This is a genomic window from Streptomyces prunicolor NBRC 13075, assembly GCF_000367365.1.
Classification (GTDB): domain Bacteria; phylum Actinomycetota; class Actinomycetes; order Streptomycetales; family Streptomycetaceae; genus Streptomyces; species Streptomyces prunicolor.
The window spans coordinates 1-17,069 of record NZ_BARF01000110.1; the positions used below are offsets into that span (position 1 = coordinate 1).

Here is a 17,069-nt window from a genome sequence, read left to right on the forward strand (position 1 = left end):
TGGGGGCGGCGGGTAAGGTCCCGGGCCCTCCGGACGCCGGGCCTTCGGAGCAACGGCGGGACTCTCCTCAGGGCGTACGGGAACGGCCATGGGATGCGGGGCGGACAGACCGTCCGGGCGGAGATCCGCCGGAGCGACGGCGGGACTGTCGGCAGGCGGTGCGGGAACGGCCGGCTGCGGGTACGCGGGCGGGAGCTCCGCGTCGGCCGCCCGCTGAGGGGGTGCCGGTGGGAGGTCGGGCTGCGTGTCCGCGTGGGGCGCCTGCCGAGGTGGGGCGGGCGGGGCCTGCTCCCCTGGGGCGACGGAGGCCATGGGCTTGACCAACGGAGGCTCGGGATAGGAATCCGCGCCCGCATCCCCCGGAACCGCAGACGGCGACGCGCCATCGCCAGGAGCGGCAGGAGCGGCAGGAGCGGCAGGCCGGAACAACGGAGGCTCGCCATACACATCCGCCCCGGCACCTCCCGGCCCCGGAGGCGCACTGGACGGCGGCTCCCAGGAAGCACCCGGGGAGCCGGAACCCGTAACAGCAGGCGCCTCGGAGGAGGGCTCGCCGCCCGCACGTGGCCCCGGAACACCCGGCCCCACCGAACTCCCCCGCTCATCCGCCGGAGGCACCCCCACTGTCCCCGCCGCCGAAGCGAACCGGTCGTCGACGGAGTCGCCCGCGGCCGACGGCCCCGTGTCCTCCGCGGTGTCGTCGTACAGCTGGCTCCACCAGTCGTCCTCGTGACCGGTCGGCGTTCCCCCCTGCTGGCTCATGCCCCTAATTGTCCACCGCACAGGCCAGTTGGAAACGGGGCGTCCGGAAAATCGGGTGCGCGCCCCTCCTCGAACGGCGTGTCGGACGACGTGCCGAACACCCGTCCGCCACCGGGCGACGCACGCCACACAGGGCCGCCGGACGGTCCCACCCCCCACGGGAGAACCGCCCGGCGACGACTGAGTGACCCGGCCCCAGCTCCCCTGCGTGCCGGCGCACGTCATGGGCCCGGGTCACGTTCCAAGTGACCGAATCCCGTTGCGGGTTCGGCCCACCCGGTCCCGAGTGTGACCGGCTTTCCTGAAGCTCCGCTGTGATTCGCGCCCGTCCCGCCTGTCACCCGCCGTGCGCGAACCTGCAGGCCGACCATCCCCAATACGGGCATTCCGGGCGGAAGTTGAGGCCCCAGTGGCGCAACCTTGGCAGAGGGGCGGGTGGTACGGCGATGATGTGCCGAGGCGGTTTCGCGCCGTGGCCGGTTTCCGCCAGGGCGCGTGCGGACAACGGGGTTTTCGGGGAGGGGCGGCACCTGATGCTGGCGGCGATAGGCCTGGACGAGGCGCACGAGTCGGCGTACCGGGCACTGGTGGCGGTCGGCGCCGCGGAGGTACCCGATCTCGCCCGACGGCTGGCCCTCGGGGAGTACGACACCGAGCGTGCCCTGCGCGGCCTGGAACGGCACGGACTCGCCGCCCAGTCCTCGGCCCGCCCCGGCCGCTGGGTCGCCGCCCCGCCCGGGGTCGCCCTGGGCGCCCTGCTCACCCAGCAGCGGCACGAACTGGACAAGGCCGAACTGGCCGCCGCGCAGCTCGCCGAGGAGTACCGGGCCACCGCCGCCGAACCCGCCGTACACGATCTGGTGGAGGTGGTGATCGGCGCCGCGGCCGTCAGCCAGCGTTTCCTCCAGCTCCAGCTCGGCGCGACCGAGGAGGTGTGCGCGCTGGTCACCGGGACCCCGGTCGCCGTCACCGGCGGGGAGAACGACGCGGAGGAGCAGGCCGCCCGCCGCGGGGTCCGCTACCGGGTCGTCCTCGAACGCGCCGTGCTCGACCAGCCGGACGGCATCACCGAACTCACCGCCGCGCTGGGCCGCGACGAACAGGTACGGGTGGTCGACAAGGTGCCGACGAAGCTGGTGGTCGCCGACCGGACCCTCGCGCTGGTGCCGCTGACCTCGCACACCGCGGAGCCCGCCGCGCTCGTCGTGCACGCGAGCGGCCTGCTGGAGCTGCTCCGCGGGCTCTTCGAGTCGGTCTGGCGGGACGCGCTCCCGCTGCGCCTCGGCGCGTCCGGCGCCACCGAGCGGGCCCCCGACGGCTCCGACGGCCCCGACGCCACCGACCTGGAGGTGCTGTCCCTGCTGCTGGCCGGGCAGACCGACGCCAGCGTCGCCAAACAGCTCGACCTGGGCCTCAGGACCGTACAGCGCCGGGTGAAGCGGCTGATGGAGCTGACCGGCGTCACGACCCGGCTGCAACTGGGCTGGCACGCCTACGAACGGGGCTGGGTGGCCCGTAGCTGACCTGCGGTTTCACCCGGGATCCCGCAGGCTGGGCAGATGGGAGTGGCTGAACTCCTCCTGGTCGGCGTCGTCATCCTGCTCGGCCTGTGCGGAGTCCTGGTGCCCGGAGTGCCGGGGTCGTGGCTGGTGTGGGCCGCGGTCCTGTGGTGGGCGCTGAAGGATCCGCAGCCGGTGTCCTGGGGCGTCCTCGTGGGCGCCACGGTCGTCCTCTTCCTCTCCCAGGTGGTCCGCTGGGCCCTGCCGCCCCGCCGGCTGCGCGCGAGCGGCGCGACCCCCCGAATGGGCGTGTACGCCGGAGCCGGCGCGTTCCTCGGCTTCGTCCTGGTCCCCGTGCTCGGCGCGATCCCCGGCTTCATGGCCGGGATCTACCTCCACGAACGCCTGCGCCTGGGCCGCCACGGCGAGGCCATGGCCTCCCTCCGTACGGCGATGCGCTCGGGCGGCTCCAGCGTGCTGACCGAGCTGTTCACCTGCCTGCTGATCATGGGCGCGTGGGTGGGCGCGGTGATCTGGGGCTGACGTCAAAGGGATCAGCCGAGCATGGTCAGGTCGACCGTGTCGGCCAGTGCCCGCATGCCCGCGTCGTTGAAGTGCAGATGGTCGCCGCAGTCGTAACCGGGCCGGATCCGCTGCGGCTGCTCCGGGTCGCGGACGGCGGTGTCGAAGTCGACGACCCCGTCGAAGCCCCCGCCGCCGCGGATGAAGGCGTTGATCTCCTGCCGTACGGCCTCGCGGGCCGCCGTGTACCCGCTGCTGCCGCCGTACGGGGTGAGGGTCGCGCCGATGACGCGGATGCCGTGCGCGTGGGCGCGGCTCACGAGGGTGCGGTAGGCGCTTTCGAAGGCGTCGGGGTCGGTGGCGTTCGGGGTGCCCTTGATGTCGTTGATGCCTTCGAGAACGATCAGCACACGCACCCCCGACCGCGACAGGGCATCCGCGTCGAGGCGGGACAACGCGCTCGGGCCTACGTCGTCGCGCAGCAGGCGGTTCCCGGAGACACCGGCGTTGAGGACACCGAGGCGGAGGTACGCGGGCAGGGCGGCCAGGCGGTCGGCGAGGCGGTCGGGCCAGCGGTGGTTGGCGTCGCGGGTGGAGCCGTTGCCGTCGGTGAGGGAGTCGCCGAGGGCGACGACGCTGCCGGCCGCCGGGGCGTCGAGGACGTCGACGCCGGTGACGTAGTACCAGGAGGTGGTGGTCGTCGTGTACGCGGAACCGTCCACTTCGGCGGCCCGATCGCCGTTCGACGCACGGTAGTTGGTCTGTCCGGCCGCGCGGTGGTAGGTCGCCGGGCCGGAGTCGTCGGGCGTGTGGACCGTGACGAGCAGATCCGCCGCGTCGGGCACGGCCAGCAGGACGGGATCACTGACCAGGTCCTCGCCCGCCGGGATCGTCACCGTCCGCACGCCGCCGAAAGTCGCGACGCGCATCGAGCCGGCCACGGCGTCCGGACCGGTCTCCCGCAGCGCGACGGTCACCGCGTCGAGCCGGAGCGGCGCGCTGCCGAGCCGGTTGCTGAGCCGGACCCGGGCCGCGCTGCCGCCGACGCTGAGGTGGACGACGTTGCGGAAGGAGGCGCCGGGGTGGGCGGTGGCGGTGCCGGAGGGGGCGGCCTCCCAGGTGCCGGTCCAGGTGCCGAAGGGGTCCCGGGCCGGGGCTTCGGCGATCGCCGTACCCTGCCCAACTCCCGCTCCCAGTACGACCACCAGCATTGCGACGACGATCCGTCCGGCCCCGACCATGAACGCTCCACCTCTCCCCACCGACCACGAGGAGGCGACCGTGACACGCGGCAACGGGCCGACGGCGGAGCACCACCGGTGCCGGGCTCCGCGTCCCCTGTCCGGCGTAGGACGTGGAGCGGAGGGAGACCTGGGACCGAAGGCCGATGCGCGGGGCGGGCAGGCGTGTTTGGCTGCGGTCATGACCGAATTCACCGAGGCCGAACGCGCGTACCTCGCCTCGCAGCGACTGGGCCGCCTCGCCACCGTCGACCCCCAGGGCCAGCCACAGGCGAACCCCGTCGGCTTCTTCCCGCAGGCCGACGGGACGATCCTGGTCGGCGGCTATGCGATGGGTACGACGAAGAAGTGGCGCAACCTGCGGAAGAACCCGAAGGTCGCGCTGGTCGTGGACGACATCGTCAGCCTCAGCCCCTGGCAGGTACGCGGTATCGACATCCGCGGCGAGGCCGAACTCCTCGTCGGCCCGCACGAGTTGGGGCCGCACATGAGCGAGGAGGTGATTCGCATCCACCCGCGGCGGATCCACAGCTGGGGCCTGGAGACCGACTAGAACTGATCGAATAGAACTGATCGAAGCCGACTCAGCCCAACGCGTCCTCCAGGGTGAGGAGTTGCACCTTGCGGTCGAGGCCGCCCGCGTACCCCGTCAGCGATCCGTCGGCACCGATCACACGGTGGCAGGGCCGGACGACCAGCAGCGGGTTGGCGCCGATCGCCCCGCCCACGGCCCGGACGGCGGCCCGGGACGCGCCGATCCGCGCAGCGATCTCGCCGTACGTCGTCGTCGCGCCGTACGGGACGGAGTCGAGGGCACTCCACACGCGCTCACGGAAGTCGGTGCCGGAGGTGCGGAACTCCAGCTGGAATTCCTTGAGTTCACCGGCGAAGTAGGCGGCGAGCTGTTCGCCGACGGCACGGAAGGGGCCGGGGTCCTGCCGCCACTGGGGCTGGACGGTACGGCCGCCCTTCTGACCGGGCACGGAGAGGGAGGTCAGCGCGCCGAACTCGTCTGCGGTGAGGAGGAGTTGCCCCAGGGGACTGTTGAAGCTCGTCCAGCGGGTGACCGCGGGATCGGCCGTCGGGTCGGTCATCGTGACTCCAACTCCCCTGCCGTTCGCAGGTGTTGTACGTGTTCGAGATGTTCCATGTGCTGTACGGCATAGGAACGCCAGGGGCGCCACGCGTCCGGAACGTCGACGCCGGGCGGTGCGACATCGGGGTCTCCGAGGGCGCGGGTACGGATGACGGCGACGGTCGCGGCGTCCATGCCGGGCAGCGCCAGCAAGGCCTCCTCCACGTCGTCCCGGTCGACACCGCCGTCGAGCCGTACGGTGCCGTCGGCCAGGGCGGCGGCGAGGGCGGCCAGGGGTTCGCCGGGCACGGCGTCCACCAGCGCGGACGGTTCGGGGAAGAGGTGGGTGAGGCCCCCGGACGGGGCGTCCAGCGTCTTGCCGTAGCGCCGCACCAGCCGTTCGGCCTCCGCCCGCCCGACAAGGGCCCGTACGGCGAGTTCCTCCGGGTCGGCGGTGCCCGGTGAACGCAGGCCGGGGCGGGCGGCGACGAGCGGGGCGAGCCGGGGATCGGCGCCGAGCCGCTCGTCGACGGCGTACGGATCGGCGTCGAGATCGAAGAGCCGTCGTAGGCGCTGGACGGCGGTGGTCAGGTCGCGGTGGTCGGTGAGGTGCAGCCGGGCGTCGAGCCAGCCGCCGGGGTGGGCGGGGGACGCGGCCTTGAGGGCGCCGGGTCGTTCGTCGACGGCGACGATTCCGGTGCCGTAGGGGAGGCGGAGGGTGCGGCGGTAGGTACGGCGGCCGGGGGTGCCGGTGATCTCCTCGATGCCGGGGACGGCCTCGCGTGCGAGCAGGTCGAAGACGGCGCCGGACTGGTACGGGCCCCGGTACGCGAGCCGCAAGGGGATTCCGGCGGACGGGCCGGCCCCCTTCGCCGGTGCCTTGGGCGCGTGGGGCGTCCTGGCCGTCCGCAGCTCGCTCGGGGTCGACGCGTACACGGCGCGGATCGTGTCGTTGAACTGGCGGACACTGGCGAACCCGGCGGCGAATGCCACCTCCGTGATCGGCAGGTCGGTGGTCTGCACCAACACCCGTGCGGTGTGCGCCCGTTGGGCCCGGGCGAGGGCGACAGGACCGGCGCCGAGTTCGGCGGTGAGCTGCCGCTGGACCTGCCGCGCGCTGTATCCCAGCCGCACGGCGAGCCCGGCGACGCCCTCACGGTCCACCACGCCGTCGCCGATCAGCCGCATGGCCCGGCCGACGACATCGGCCCGCACGTTCCACTCGGCCGAGCCCGGCACGGCGTCCGGACGGCACCGCCGGCAGGCCCGGAACCCCGAGCCCTGCGCGGCGGCGGCCGTCGCGAAGAACCGCACATTGCGCCGCTTCGGCGTCACCGCCGGACAACTGGGCCGGCAGTAGATCCCGGTCGTGGCCACCCCGAAGAAGAACTCCCCGTCGAACCGGGCATCCCGGCTCCGCACGGCTTCGTACCTGGTGTCTTCGTCCATCACGCTGCCCAGTCTCCGCCATCCCCGGGGGTGGGGCTGGCGGAAATCGGACGGGACGTTGACGCCATGCCGGACAGGCCCTAAGCCCACCGCCCCCGCTTCGCCTCCATCGCCGCCTTCCCCTCCGCCCCCTTCCGCTTCCAGTCGCGGCGGAGTTCGGCGCGGGCCCGGGCGTCGGTCTTGGCGACGATCCACTGGTTCTCGCGCATGAGCTTGCGGTAGCTGTCGAGCCGGCGTTCGGAGAGATCGCCGGAGTCGACGGCGGCGAGCACCGCGCAGCCCGGTTCGGCGACGTGGGCGCAGTCCTGGAAGCGGCACTGCCCCGCCAGTTCCTCGATCTCGGCGAAGACCTGCCCGACCCCGGTCTGCGCGTCCCACAGCCCGACGCCACGCAGCCCGGGTGTGTCGATCAGCACCCCGCCACCCGGCAGGGCGAGCAGATTGCGCGTGGTGGTCGTGTGACGACCCTTGCCGTCGACGTCACGCGTGGCCTGCACCTCCATCGCGTCCTCGCCGATGAGCGCGTTCGCGAGCGTCGACTTGCCCGCGCCGGACTGCCCGAGCAGCACGGACGTACCGCCGGCGGCGACCGCGGCGAGGACGTCGATCCCCTCCCCGGTGGCGGCGCTGACGGTCAGCACCGGCACGCCCGGCGCCGTCGTCTCCACGTCCTTGACGAGATACGACAACGTCACCGCGTCCGGCACGAGGTCGGCCTTGGTCAGCACGACCACGGGCTGGGCACCGGACTCCCAGGCGAGCGCCAGGAACCGTTCGATACGGCCGAGGTCGAGATCCCCGGTCAGCGGTACGGCGACGATCGCGTGGTCGACATTGGCCGCGAGGATCTGCCCCTCGGCCCGCTTGGAGGAGGTGGAGCGCACGAAGGCGGTACGGCGCGGCAGATACGTCCGTACGTAACGCGGGTTGCCCGCGGGTTCGACGGCCACCCAGTCGCCGGTGCACACGACGCGCATCGGGTCGTTCGGGGTGACGAACGCGGTGTCGGCGCGCAGCGTCCCGTCGGCGGTGACGACGTCGCACTGCCCCCGGTCGACCCGGATCACCCGGCCGGCCAGCAGTCCTTCGGCGTCGTAGCGGGCGAATTCGTCCGCCCATGCGTCGTCCCAGCCGTAGCGGGCGAGCGCGAGAAAAGCAGAGGTGGAAGTCAAGGGAGACCCTTCACAAGGGTGGCCCCGGCGCGCGCACTTCGGCGCGGTGGAAGAGGAAGGTCAGCCGGTGGCCACGGAGGTGGACTTGATGCACTTCTGAATGCGGGCAGCGCCCATCACAGAGACAGCCATCGGTCACACCTCCCACAACACAAGCCACGTCACCGGCGACACCACGAGGGTGGCCGCTCCAACACCACGAACCTTAGAAGGCGCCCGGCCGCCGTGCCACCGAATTACGGCGCACCGGCGGTGAGCACGTTCCCGTCCTCCCATGGACCCGGGCGAACGAACACTCAGCGCCAGCCGAGCTCCGGTGCCACCTGGGTCAGGATGCTCTCCAGCACATGGGCGTTGTAGTCGACCCCGAGCTGGTTCGGAACGGTCAGCAGCAGGGTGTCCGCGGCCTGGATGGCCTCGTCCTCCTGGAGTTGCTTCACCAGCACGTCCGGCTCGGCGGCGTACGAGCGTCCGAAGATCGCCCGGGTCGTGTCGTCGATCATGCCGACCTGGTCGCGCGAGTCGCGGTCGTGGCCGAAGTAGGCCCGGTCCATGTCGTCGGTCAGGGCGAAGATGCTGCGGCTGACGGACACCCGCGGCTCGCGCGTGTGGCCCGCCTTCTTGTACGCCTCGCGGTACGCCTCGATCTGCTTGCGCTGCTGGACGTGCAGCGGTTCGCCCGTCTCGTCGTCCTTCAGGGTGGAGCTCTGCAGGTTCATGCCCAGCTCCGCGGCCCAGACGGCGGTCGCGTTCGAGCTGGAGCCCCACCAGATCCGGTCGCGCAGCCCCTCGGAGTACGGCTCGACGCGCAGCAGTCCCGGCGGGTTGGGGAACATCGGCCGCGGGTTGGGCCGCGCGAAACCGTCGCCCTCGATCACCTTCAGGAAGGCCTCGGCGTGCTGGCGGGCCATGTCCGCGCCGGTCTCGCCCTCCGCGGGCGCGTAGCCGAAGTAGCGCCAGCCGTCGATCACCTGCTCCGGTGAGCCACGGCTGATGCCGAGCTGCAGTCGGCCGCCGGAGATGAGGTCGGCGGCGCCCGCGTTCTCGGCCATGTACAGCGGGTTCTCGTAGCGCATGTCGATCACGCCGGTGCCGATCTCGATCTTCGAGGTCCGCGCGCCGATGGCCGAGAGCAGCGGGAAGGGGCTGCCCGCCTGCTGCGCGAAGTGGTGCACGCGGAAGTACGCGCCGTCCACGCCCAGTTCCCCGGCGGCGACCGCCAGGTCGATGGACTGGTGCAGGAAGTCCGCGGCGGACCGGGTCTTGGAATGCGGACTCGGCGACCAGTGACCGAACGAGAGGAAACCGATTTTCTTCACGCACGCCAGAGCGTTTTGCGGCCACGATTGATTCCCCGCCACGACCTGGACGGCGGTCTCCTCGACCGCGACGGACACGGCGAAGACGGCGGTACGGCCGTCCCGGTCCCGGAGATCCGGGTCGAACCCGGGCCCGGCTTCCGGGCGGCGAGCCCCGAGGACGATCCCGTCTCCAGCGCGATCAACACGCCACGACGGCTCCTCGATCCGATCGTGACAGCCCGCGCATCCGGCCGGGACGACGGACCTCGCGCCAAGTCTGCCCCCGACTCTGCCCCTACGGACTCCCCACCCCCACACCCCCGTCCGGTAAGAGGAAAGGGCACCCGTAACAGCGAAGGACGCCCGCCGACCGAAGGGGAACCGCGTATGCGTATCCAGGGAGAGGACCGCCCGAGCGGTGACCGTGCCGGTGCGCGCCCCGTGGCCCGGCCCGCCGCCGCCCTGCCGCCGCTCGCCGCGCTCCAACAGGCCGCCGGGAACGCCGCGGTGAGCCGCGTGATCCAGCGGGCGCGGGACGAGCAGCGTGCCGAGGAGCAGCCGGGCGGGTCCGAGGCACGCGCCGCCGAGGGGGCCGTGCCGGTGCGGCGGCGGTCGTCCGTCGTCGACGCCGTCGGTTCTCCCGGCCGGCCGCTGGAGCCCCGCATCCTGCAGCGGGCCGAGCGGGCGTACAGCATGGACTTCGGACATGTACGCGTGCACAGCGACCCGGTCGCCCAGCGCTCGGCGGAGGATCTCGGCGCCCTGGCCTACACCACGGGTGCCCATATCGTGCTCGGCGGCGACCGCGTCGAGGACGAGGTGATGTTCGAAGAGGTCGACCACGTACGCCAGCAGGCCCTGGGCCCCGTGCCCGGCACCGACAACGGCCGCGGCGAGAAGGTCTCCCACCCGGACGACCCGTTCGAGCGGAGCGCCGGCGCCAACGGCCGGAAGCTGGCCCGGGGCGCAGCCCCCGAACTGTCGCTGCCCGGGGCCGACTTACCCGGTGGAGCGGTGCAGCGCAGCGTGGAGCGGGACGTCTCCGTCCAGCGCGCGGACCGGCCCGGACCGTCGACCACCCCTCCGGCCCAGACCCCGCCCCCGGCCTCGCCCTCACCTCCGATCCAGGACTCGCCCCCGGCCATCGCCCGGCTCGCGGGGCTGCTCGTCAGCGGCAAGAAGGTGATCAGGAACAAGGATGTGCGGGCGGTCATCCACACGAGGGTGCGCAGCGGCCCGGGCTTCACCGACGCGGAGCTCGACGCGATCGGGGCCGTGGAGTCCGAGGACCCCAAGTGGCTGAAGACCGTGGGTATTTGTACCCGCGCCGAGGCCGACGCGTACATCAAGGCGGGCGACTTCCACAGCTGGCTCCAGCAGCCGGAGGGCAAGCGCCTCCTGGTGGCCACCCTGCGCTGGCGGCAGGAGGTCGCGGACCGCGCCGAGGGAAAGTCGACGGACAAACCCACCCGCTCGGACTACCAACTCGCCCGTCACATGGCCATGCACGACAAGGACACCCCGGAGGCCGAGAAGGAGCAGCTCACGGGGGAACGGAACGAGCAGATCTTCCAGACCTTCGTGACGACCATGGCCCCTCCCGGTATCGACGACAACGTGCCGGACGCCGCCAAGCACCGGGAGCGGGTCCAGCGTGGCACCGACGTGCTGACCAAGATCTTCCTGATCCTGAAGGAGGGGCTGAAGATCTTCAACCCGGAAACGGGCATGCACGACGACTTCAAGGACGACATCGCCCACGCCCTGGCCTACGGCGGACGCGTCAACATCCGTATCCCTCAACTGGCCGACGGTCAGCACGGATACGAGCTGCCCCAGTGGCTCCACATCACCAAGGAGAACGTGCAGCCCTGGCAGCGCATGTCGAAGCCCGAGGAGCCTGTGTACCGGCGCAAGTTCGCCACGCACCACATGGAGATCGGCAAGGACAACCCGGACGGAACGCCGGGCAAGTTCGTGGAGAAGGGTGAATTCGGGGCCACCGTGCAGAACTGGTTCGATCCCAGCACCCATCTCTACGGCATGCCCCTGGCCGCCGGAGGCATGGGAAACCTCGACTACCACGGCGACACCATCCTCCCGAACGAGTCGTACGGACACATGTTCGTGGGGTACAAGACCCCGACCAGCACGAAACCCGGGGCACTTCAGGTCGGTCTCGAAACCACCGGGCCGGGCGGCACCACCCCCGACGGCTACAAGCACGGCATCACGAGCAGCGAGAAGAACAGCAACCCCGTGAGCCAGTTCGGCGGGCACAAGGACGACAAGCCCGGCGGCAACGCGCCCCTGAGTTCGAGCCAACGCCATGTCGACCTGGACAAGTTCGGCGACTGGGTGCAGCAGCTGAAGGACCTGGAGAAGGCATGGAAGGCCGAACTCGACAAGGCCAAGACAGATGAGGAACGCGCCGCCCTGTACCGGGACTTGATCGGCAAGCGCACCAACACCGATTCGTGAGCGCGTAGTTCGTCTTCTACGGTCGTCACTGCCCCGGAGCACGGAGAGATCGCCGGGGCGGGTGACGGCCGGACGCCGCACGGCCAGCGGTACGGCCGCATGAACAACCGGGTGAACAGCCGGACGGGCAGGACTACTTGCTGCAGGCCGCCCCGTTGAGCGTGAATCCGTACGGTGCCGAGTTCTTGCTGTTGTCCCACGTCCCGAGGAAACCGAAGGTGAAGCTGCCGTCCGCGGCGACGTTCTTGTTGTAGTCGGCGGCGGTGGCGGTGACCCGGGAGCCGTCCTGGGCGACGCTCGCGTCCCACATCTGGGTGACCTGCTGGCCGTCGCGGTAGGACCAGGCGAGGCGCCAGGTGTCGAGGGCCTTGGTGGTGGTGACGGTGATGGAGGCCTGGAAGCCGTCGGGCCACTGGTTGACGAGGTCGTAGGTGACGTCGCAGCTCGCCGGAGTGGTCGTACCCGGACCTGATCCCGCACCCGAACTCTTCGTCGGCGCCGGTGAGTTGCTCGCCGTCGCCGAGGCGGTGCCCTGGGGCTCCGTGTCGGGGTTCTTGTCCCCGGGGTCGGTCGCCGTGTCGCTCGCGGTGGGCCGGGGGGACGGCGAGGCCGTGCCCGACGGACGGGTGCCGACGGACGACATGGTGGGGGCGGGGTCGGACACCGGCTGACGGTCGGCGTCGTCGCTGGCCGTGTTGTCGTGCCCGGAGCCGCCCATCGGCATCATCGACACCCCGAGCGCCACCAGCGACAGCACGACGGCCGCGGCGAGCAGACTGTTGCGTACGAGGCGTGCCTTGTTCGCGCCCTCCTTCGGCTCCCCGGCCTCCAGTTCGGCCACCGGACGCCCCGCGCCGAGCCGTACCTCGGAGGCCCGGCGGCGGCGCTCCAGATAGGCGAGCCCGCCCCAGCCGATCACCCCGCCCGCGAGGGCGGCGGGCAGTCCGCCGCCGGCCAGTCGCAGGCAGGCGGCCGCTTCCGCGCACTGCACACAGGTGGCGAGGTGCCGTGAGAGGTCCTCGGGTGTGTCGGCGGCCGGTGACCGGGTCACCGCGTCCAGCAGCCGGGCGTAGCTGCGGCACTCCGCGGCCATCGGGGTGTCGAGGTGGTTGCGGTGGCAGCGGTCCCTGAACAGGGCCCGCACCTGGGCGAGTTCACTGGAGACGACCGCCGGGTCGAGGCCGAGCCGGCGGGCCACGACGGGCAGCGGCAGCGCCTCCACCTCGGCCAGCCACAGCAGCGCCGCGTCCGCCTCCTGGAGGTCCCGCAGCCCGCGCAGCGCGATCGGGCGCTGCAACGGCATGCCGTGATAGCGGGCCGCCTTCTCCGAGTTGAGCCACAGCCGCAGGTCCGGGTCGAGCCGGTGCCCCCGCCCGGCGAACTCCCAGGCCGCGGCCGTGGTCCGTACGGCGGTCAGCAGCAGCGGTATCACCGGCAGTACCCGGCGGGCCGGTCCGCGCATCGGGCCGGACCCGGCGGAGCGGGCCTCCTGGATGCCAAGTGCGAAGGCCTCACTGGCCAGTTCGGTGGCCGAGGCGGCTCCGGACGTGCACAGGTCGGCGTAGGACAGCACGGCGTCCCAGCTCTCGGTGAACAGCGCTGCCTCAGCGGCGTCCTGAGGAGTCGGCAGGTCGGGCATGGGTCTCCTGCATCCACGAATGACGGCCAACTAGCTCTGACAGTAAGCGAGTTGGAGGGGGGCTGCCTCGTGACAGGGCCAGAGCCTTTCACGCGTCCCACACAACTGACAAGCCGCCTATTCAATTACGGTGACTGTCAGTCGCCTCTGTGCAGTTGTACGTGTCCGAGCCTCTCCCGACTCACCTGTCGCAGGAGTTGGCCACACCGTTACCTTACAAAGGCGTGGGCTCCTCGGCGGGCTCGGCGGGGAGACTGTCCATGAAGGAGCTGACGGAGAAGACGGCGCGGCCGGGGCCCGGTTGGCCGTATCCGGGCGGGGACTTGAGGCCGAAGTCCTCCATCGTCGCGCGGTAGGCCTCCAGCAGCCGGATGTGGTACTCCAGCGGAGCGCCCTGCGGATTGGCCTTGCCCAGCGGGGTGGTTGGCTCGGGGCACCAGGTGGTGAAGCGGGGCGTGATGCCCTGCGACATGAAGAAGCGCAGCCCTTCGGTGGTCGACGCGATCGCCTCGTCGACGGTCTTGAATCCGAACGGCTCCGCCATCTCCACGCCGGCCACGAAGTTGGGGATGACATTGCGCGCGCCGAAGATCTCCGCGGAGTCGAGAATCCGCTTGTGCCACTCGGCACGCCCGACGTAGCGCTCCTTGCCCGGGCAGTGCAGCTTGAACAGATACTCGTCCCACACCTCGTAGTTGGGGTGGTAGATCTGCACGCCGTAGTCCTTGAACCGCTGCACGTCGTCCTTGGGCAGCGCCTGGGCCACGACCTTGCCGATCCACCGCCCCGGGAAGCGCTCCTCGATGGCCTTGGCGTAGTGGCCGTAGAAGTCGGCCTCGTCGCGCCCGGCGACGGTCTTGGTGATCGCGCCGCCGGTGAGGGTGTAGGCGGTGGACACCTTCGCGGTGTCGTACCGGTCGATGATCTCCAGCGCTTCGAGGACCTCTTCCACGTCCTTGACCCCGGTGTACGGCCGCCCGGCGGCCTTGTGCTGGCGCCAGTTGTGGTTGATGTCGCAGTACTGGCACTCCTCCTTGGCGCCGAAGTACTGGCAGACGCGGAAGACGGTCAGGTAGATCAGGTAGCCCCACTGGATGGTCGGGGCCACCTCCATGACGGACTTCCCGTTGGCGAGCTTGTGCTTGTAGTACTCCGGCATCGGCGGCACACCGACATCCGCGATGCGCTTCCCGTCGAGGTAGAGCCCGAGGACGCCGTCCTCGTCGGAGGCCACGCGGTACGGCGAGGTCGGGTTCACCCGCACGGAGACGACGGTCCGTCGCAGGTCGTACGGGCCCCCCGTGAGGATGATCTCCTCGGGCGGGCGCCGTAGCGCGGCCTCGCCCAACTCGGGCAGGGTCCCGTGGTCGAAGGAGAAGATGAAGTACGACTTCGGCTTCACCTCACCGCCCTCGTTGTCGCTGAGCGCCGACGGGTCGAAGGCGACGCCCCCACGCAGCAGGTCCTCCTTGAAGACGGCCTCCCGCGGCACATGCGGAAAGCGCTCCATCAGATCCTCGACCAGCGCGGTGCGGCTGCCCATCCCGTATCTCCTCCCGCCTCAGACGCCCTGCTCGGGCGTACGACTCCTCACGGTATGCCTCCGGCGGTTGGGCGGGGGGAGCGGGGGGTCGGTGTGGTGCGGTTCGGGTGGGTTTGGCGGGGTGGCCGGGTCGGGGGTGGGGGCTCGGGTTGATTGCGGGGTGCGGGTGCGTTGTGGCTGGGTGCGCAGTTCCCCGCGCCCCTTGGGGCATGGGGGTGGGCCGGGTTGGGGGCGATCAGGTCAGCCCTGTCCCGTTCCCTCGCGGCGGGCGATGTGCTCCGGTACCGGGATGCCCAGGGGCAGAACCGGGTCCGATACCGGTGTGCCCCAGGTTGAGGTCAGAGGGAGGGTTCCCGCCCACACGGCCAGTTCCGCGTCGGGGCCGTCGGCGTCGTCCGGTGGGCCGGTGCGGATCTTGACCGAGGCTTCCTCCAGGGAGAGGGCGAGGAGGGTGGTCGCGGCGAGTTCCTTGCGGTTGGGGAGGCGGGCGTACGACCACTGGCCGGGGGTCGCGTGTTCGGTGAGGCAGCGCAGGCCGGCCAGTTTCTCCTCCGGGTCGGTGACCTTGTGGGGTACCCCGTGGATCATCGCGCTGCGGTAGTTGACCCCGTGCTCGAAGACCGACCGGGCCAGCACAAGGCCGTCGACATGCGTGACGGTGACGCACACGGGAGCTCCGCCCGTGAGGCTACGACTCGCGACGGAGCCGTGGAAGTACAGCCGCCGCCCGTCCCTCCCGTACACCGTGGGTACGACGACCGGCCGCCCCTCGATCACGACCCCCAGGTGACAGACGAAACCGGCGTCGAGGATCGCGTCCAGGTCGGCACGGTCGAGGCTGCCCTGGTCGGCGAGGCGGCGGTGGCGGGTGCGGTCGTTCACGGGGAGCGGGTCGGTGGCTGGGCGCGGGTCGGTCATGGCAGCAGAGGCTACCGATATCGCAGGACATAGGCTACAGATTGACCATCACGTCGCTTTCGCCGACGAAAGTCGACGAAATCCGTACTCGCCGTCGGCGGATGAGAAGGTCAGGGAAAACGCACGCACCGGAGGGACGACAGGGATGACGGAGACGGTCACCAACTGGGCCGGCAACATCACCTACGCGGCGAAGGAACTCCACCGCCCGCGCACACCCGGCGCCCTCAGGTCCCTCGTGGCCGAGAGCGCGCGGGTACGGGTGCTGGGCAGCGGCCACTCCTTCAACGAGATCGCCGAGCCGGGCCCCGACGGCACCCTGCTGTCGATCGCCGCGCTGCCGCCCGAGTTCGACGTCGACACGACGGCCCGTACGGTACGGGTGTCGGGCGGCGTCCGGTACGCGGAACTGGCCCGCCGGGTGGCCGCGCACGGCCTCGCGCTGCCCAACATGGCGTCCCTGCCGCACATTTCGGTGGCCGGTTCGGTGGCGACCGGCACGCATGGTTCGGGCGTCGGCAACGGCTCGCTCGCCTCGGCCGTCCGTGAGGTCGAGATCGTCACGGCGGACGGTTCCACGGTGACGATCGCGCGCGGCGACGCGCGCTTCGACGGTGCCGTGACCTCCCTCGGCGCCCTCGGGGTCGTCACCTCGCTCACCCTGGACCTGGAGCCTGCCTTCGAGGTCGAGCAGTACGTCTTCACCGAACTCCCGCTCGCGAGGCTGGACTTCGAGACGGTGGCGGCATCGGCGTACAGCGTGAGTCTGTTCACCGACTGGCGGGAGCCGCGCTTCGGGCAGGTGTGGCTGAAGCGGCGCACCGACCAGCCGCCGGTCGACTTCCCGTGGGCGACGCCCGTGACCGTGGCGCTGCACCCGGTGCCGGGAATGCCCGCGGTCAACACCACCGAGCAGCTCGGGGCGGCTGGGCCGTGGCACGAGCGACTGCCGCATTTCCGGGCGGAGTTCACGCCGAGCAGCGGCGCGGAGCTGCAGTCGGAGTACCTGCTGCCGCGGTCGGCCGCGGTCGACGCGCTGTATGCGGTCGACGGCATCCGGGAGACGGTCGCCGGTGTACTGCAGATCTGCGAGGTGCGGACGGTCGCCGCCGACACTCAGTGGATGAGCCCCTCGTACGGGCGGGACACGGTGGCGCTGCACTTCACCTGGATCGAGGACACGGAGCGCGTGCTGCCCGTGGTGCGACAGTTGGAGGAGGCACTCGATGCCTTCGACGCGCGGCCGCACTGGGGGAAGGTGTTCACCACTCCGGCGGCGGTGCTGCGCGGGCGTTATCCGCGGCTCGGCGACTTCGCGGCGCTGGCGCGGGACCTCGACCCGGAAGGCAAGTTCGCCAACCCCTTCGTCCGGAACATCTTCGGCGACTGACTTTGTACAGCCCCTTTCCTAACCCCTTGTCGAACGTCGGCCGCTGCCCATAGCCTTGCGGCGCGCCGATGCCGTCG

At 71.3% G+C, this 17,069-nt stretch carries 13 protein-coding genes; 5 read left to right on the forward strand and 8 right to left on the reverse strand.

The features are described 5' to 3' along the window. The first annotated feature begins 1,295 nt into the window (after positions 1-1,295). The gene (locus SPR02S_RS45765) at positions 1,296-2,285 is read left to right on the forward strand and encodes a helix-turn-helix transcriptional regulator (RefSeq protein ID WP_019063770.1); all 990 of its coding nucleotides are present in this window, start codon (positions 1,296-1,298) and stop codon (positions 2,283-2,285) included. A 36-nt stretch (positions 2,286-2,321) separates the two neighbouring features. Further along, positions 2,322-2,804, forward strand: coding sequence for a DUF456 domain-containing protein (locus tag SPR02S_RS45770; RefSeq protein ID WP_019063771.1), 483 nt, complete (start codon positions 2,322-2,324; stop codon positions 2,802-2,804). Between the two features lie 11 nt (positions 2,805-2,815). Here SPR02S_RS45770 and SPR02S_RS45775 read toward each other — a convergent pair whose 3' ends face one another. Further along, positions 2,816-4,024, reverse strand: a complete 1,209-nt coding sequence (locus SPR02S_RS45775; RefSeq protein WP_019063772.1) for an SGNH/GDSL hydrolase family protein — start codon at positions 4,022-4,024, stop codon at positions 2,816-2,818. Positions 4,025-4,205: 181 nt separating this feature from the next. On the opposite strand from SPR02S_RS45775, the gene SPR02S_RS45780 reads away from it, so the two are divergent. Next, entirely contained in the window at positions 4,206-4,577 is a 372-nt protein-coding gene (locus SPR02S_RS45780; RefSeq protein WP_019063773.1) for a PPOX class F420-dependent oxidoreductase, read from the forward strand. A 31-nt stretch (positions 4,578-4,608) separates the two neighbouring features. Here SPR02S_RS45780 and SPR02S_RS45785 read toward each other — a convergent pair whose 3' ends face one another. The 4 genes from SPR02S_RS45785 to SPR02S_RS45800 all read right to left on the reverse strand — a co-directional run bounded on the left by SPR02S_RS45785 (position 4,609) and on the right by SPR02S_RS45800 (position 9,039). Beyond that, on the reverse strand, positions 4,609-5,118 hold the full coding sequence (locus SPR02S_RS45785; RefSeq protein ID WP_019063774.1) for a methylated-DNA--[protein]-cysteine S-methyltransferase: 510 nt from the start codon (positions 5,116-5,118) through the stop codon (positions 4,609-4,611). Next, positions 5,115-6,548 carry a DNA-3-methyladenine glycosylase 2 family protein gene (locus tag SPR02S_RS45790; protein ID WP_019063775.1) on the reverse strand — a complete coding sequence of 478 codons (1,434 nt, stop codon included), beginning with the start codon at positions 6,546-6,548 and terminating at the stop codon, positions 5,115-5,117. The genes SPR02S_RS45785 and SPR02S_RS45790 overlap by 4 nt, the downstream gene beginning before the upstream one ends. Positions 6,549-6,628: 80 nt before the next feature. Further along, a complete protein-coding gene (gene rsgA / locus SPR02S_RS45795) occupies positions 6,629-7,720 on the reverse strand; it encodes a ribosome small subunit-dependent GTPase A (RefSeq protein ID WP_019063776.1) in 1,092 nt (363 codons plus the stop codon). A gap of 296 nt (positions 7,721-8,016) precedes the next feature. Continuing rightward, positions 8,017-9,039, reverse strand: a complete 1,023-nt coding sequence (locus tag SPR02S_RS45800; RefSeq protein WP_026151482.1) for an LLM class flavin-dependent oxidoreductase — start codon at positions 9,037-9,039, stop codon at positions 8,017-8,019. Between the two features lie 369 nt (positions 9,040-9,408). Here SPR02S_RS45800 and SPR02S_RS59325 point away from each other — a divergent pair, with 369 nt between their 5' ends. Next, positions 9,409-11,502 carry an eCIS core domain-containing protein gene (locus SPR02S_RS59325; RefSeq protein WP_052347161.1) on the forward strand — a complete coding sequence of 698 codons (2,094 nt, stop codon included), beginning with the start codon at positions 9,409-9,411 and terminating at the stop codon, positions 11,500-11,502. 133 nt (positions 11,503-11,635) lie between these two features. Here the strand turns inward: SPR02S_RS59325 and SPR02S_RS45810 are convergent, their stop codons facing one another. The 3 genes from SPR02S_RS45810 to SPR02S_RS45820 all read right to left on the reverse strand — a co-directional run bounded on the left by SPR02S_RS45810 (position 11,636) and on the right by SPR02S_RS45820 (position 15,602). Then, entirely contained in the window at positions 11,636-13,141 is a 1,506-nt protein-coding gene (locus SPR02S_RS45810; protein ID WP_019063778.1) for a cellulose-binding domain-containing protein, read from the reverse strand. A gap of 214 nt (positions 13,142-13,355) precedes the next feature. Beyond that, positions 13,356-14,684 (reverse strand): radical SAM protein, encoded by a 1,329-nt coding sequence (locus SPR02S_RS45815; protein WP_019063779.1) that lies wholly within the window; start codon positions 14,682-14,684, stop codon positions 13,356-13,358. 240 nt (positions 14,685-14,924) lie between these two features. Beyond that, positions 14,925-15,602, reverse strand: a complete 678-nt coding sequence (locus tag SPR02S_RS45820) for a pyridoxamine 5'-phosphate oxidase family protein (protein ID WP_019063780.1) — start codon at positions 15,600-15,602, stop codon at positions 14,925-14,927. Positions 15,603-15,747: 145 nt separating this feature from the next. Between SPR02S_RS45820 and SPR02S_RS45825 the strand changes: the two genes are divergently transcribed. Continuing rightward, positions 15,748-16,992, forward strand: a complete 1,245-nt coding sequence (locus SPR02S_RS45825; protein WP_019063781.1) for an FAD-binding protein — start codon at positions 15,748-15,750, stop codon at positions 16,990-16,992. Positions 16,993-17,069: the final 77 nt, after the last annotated feature.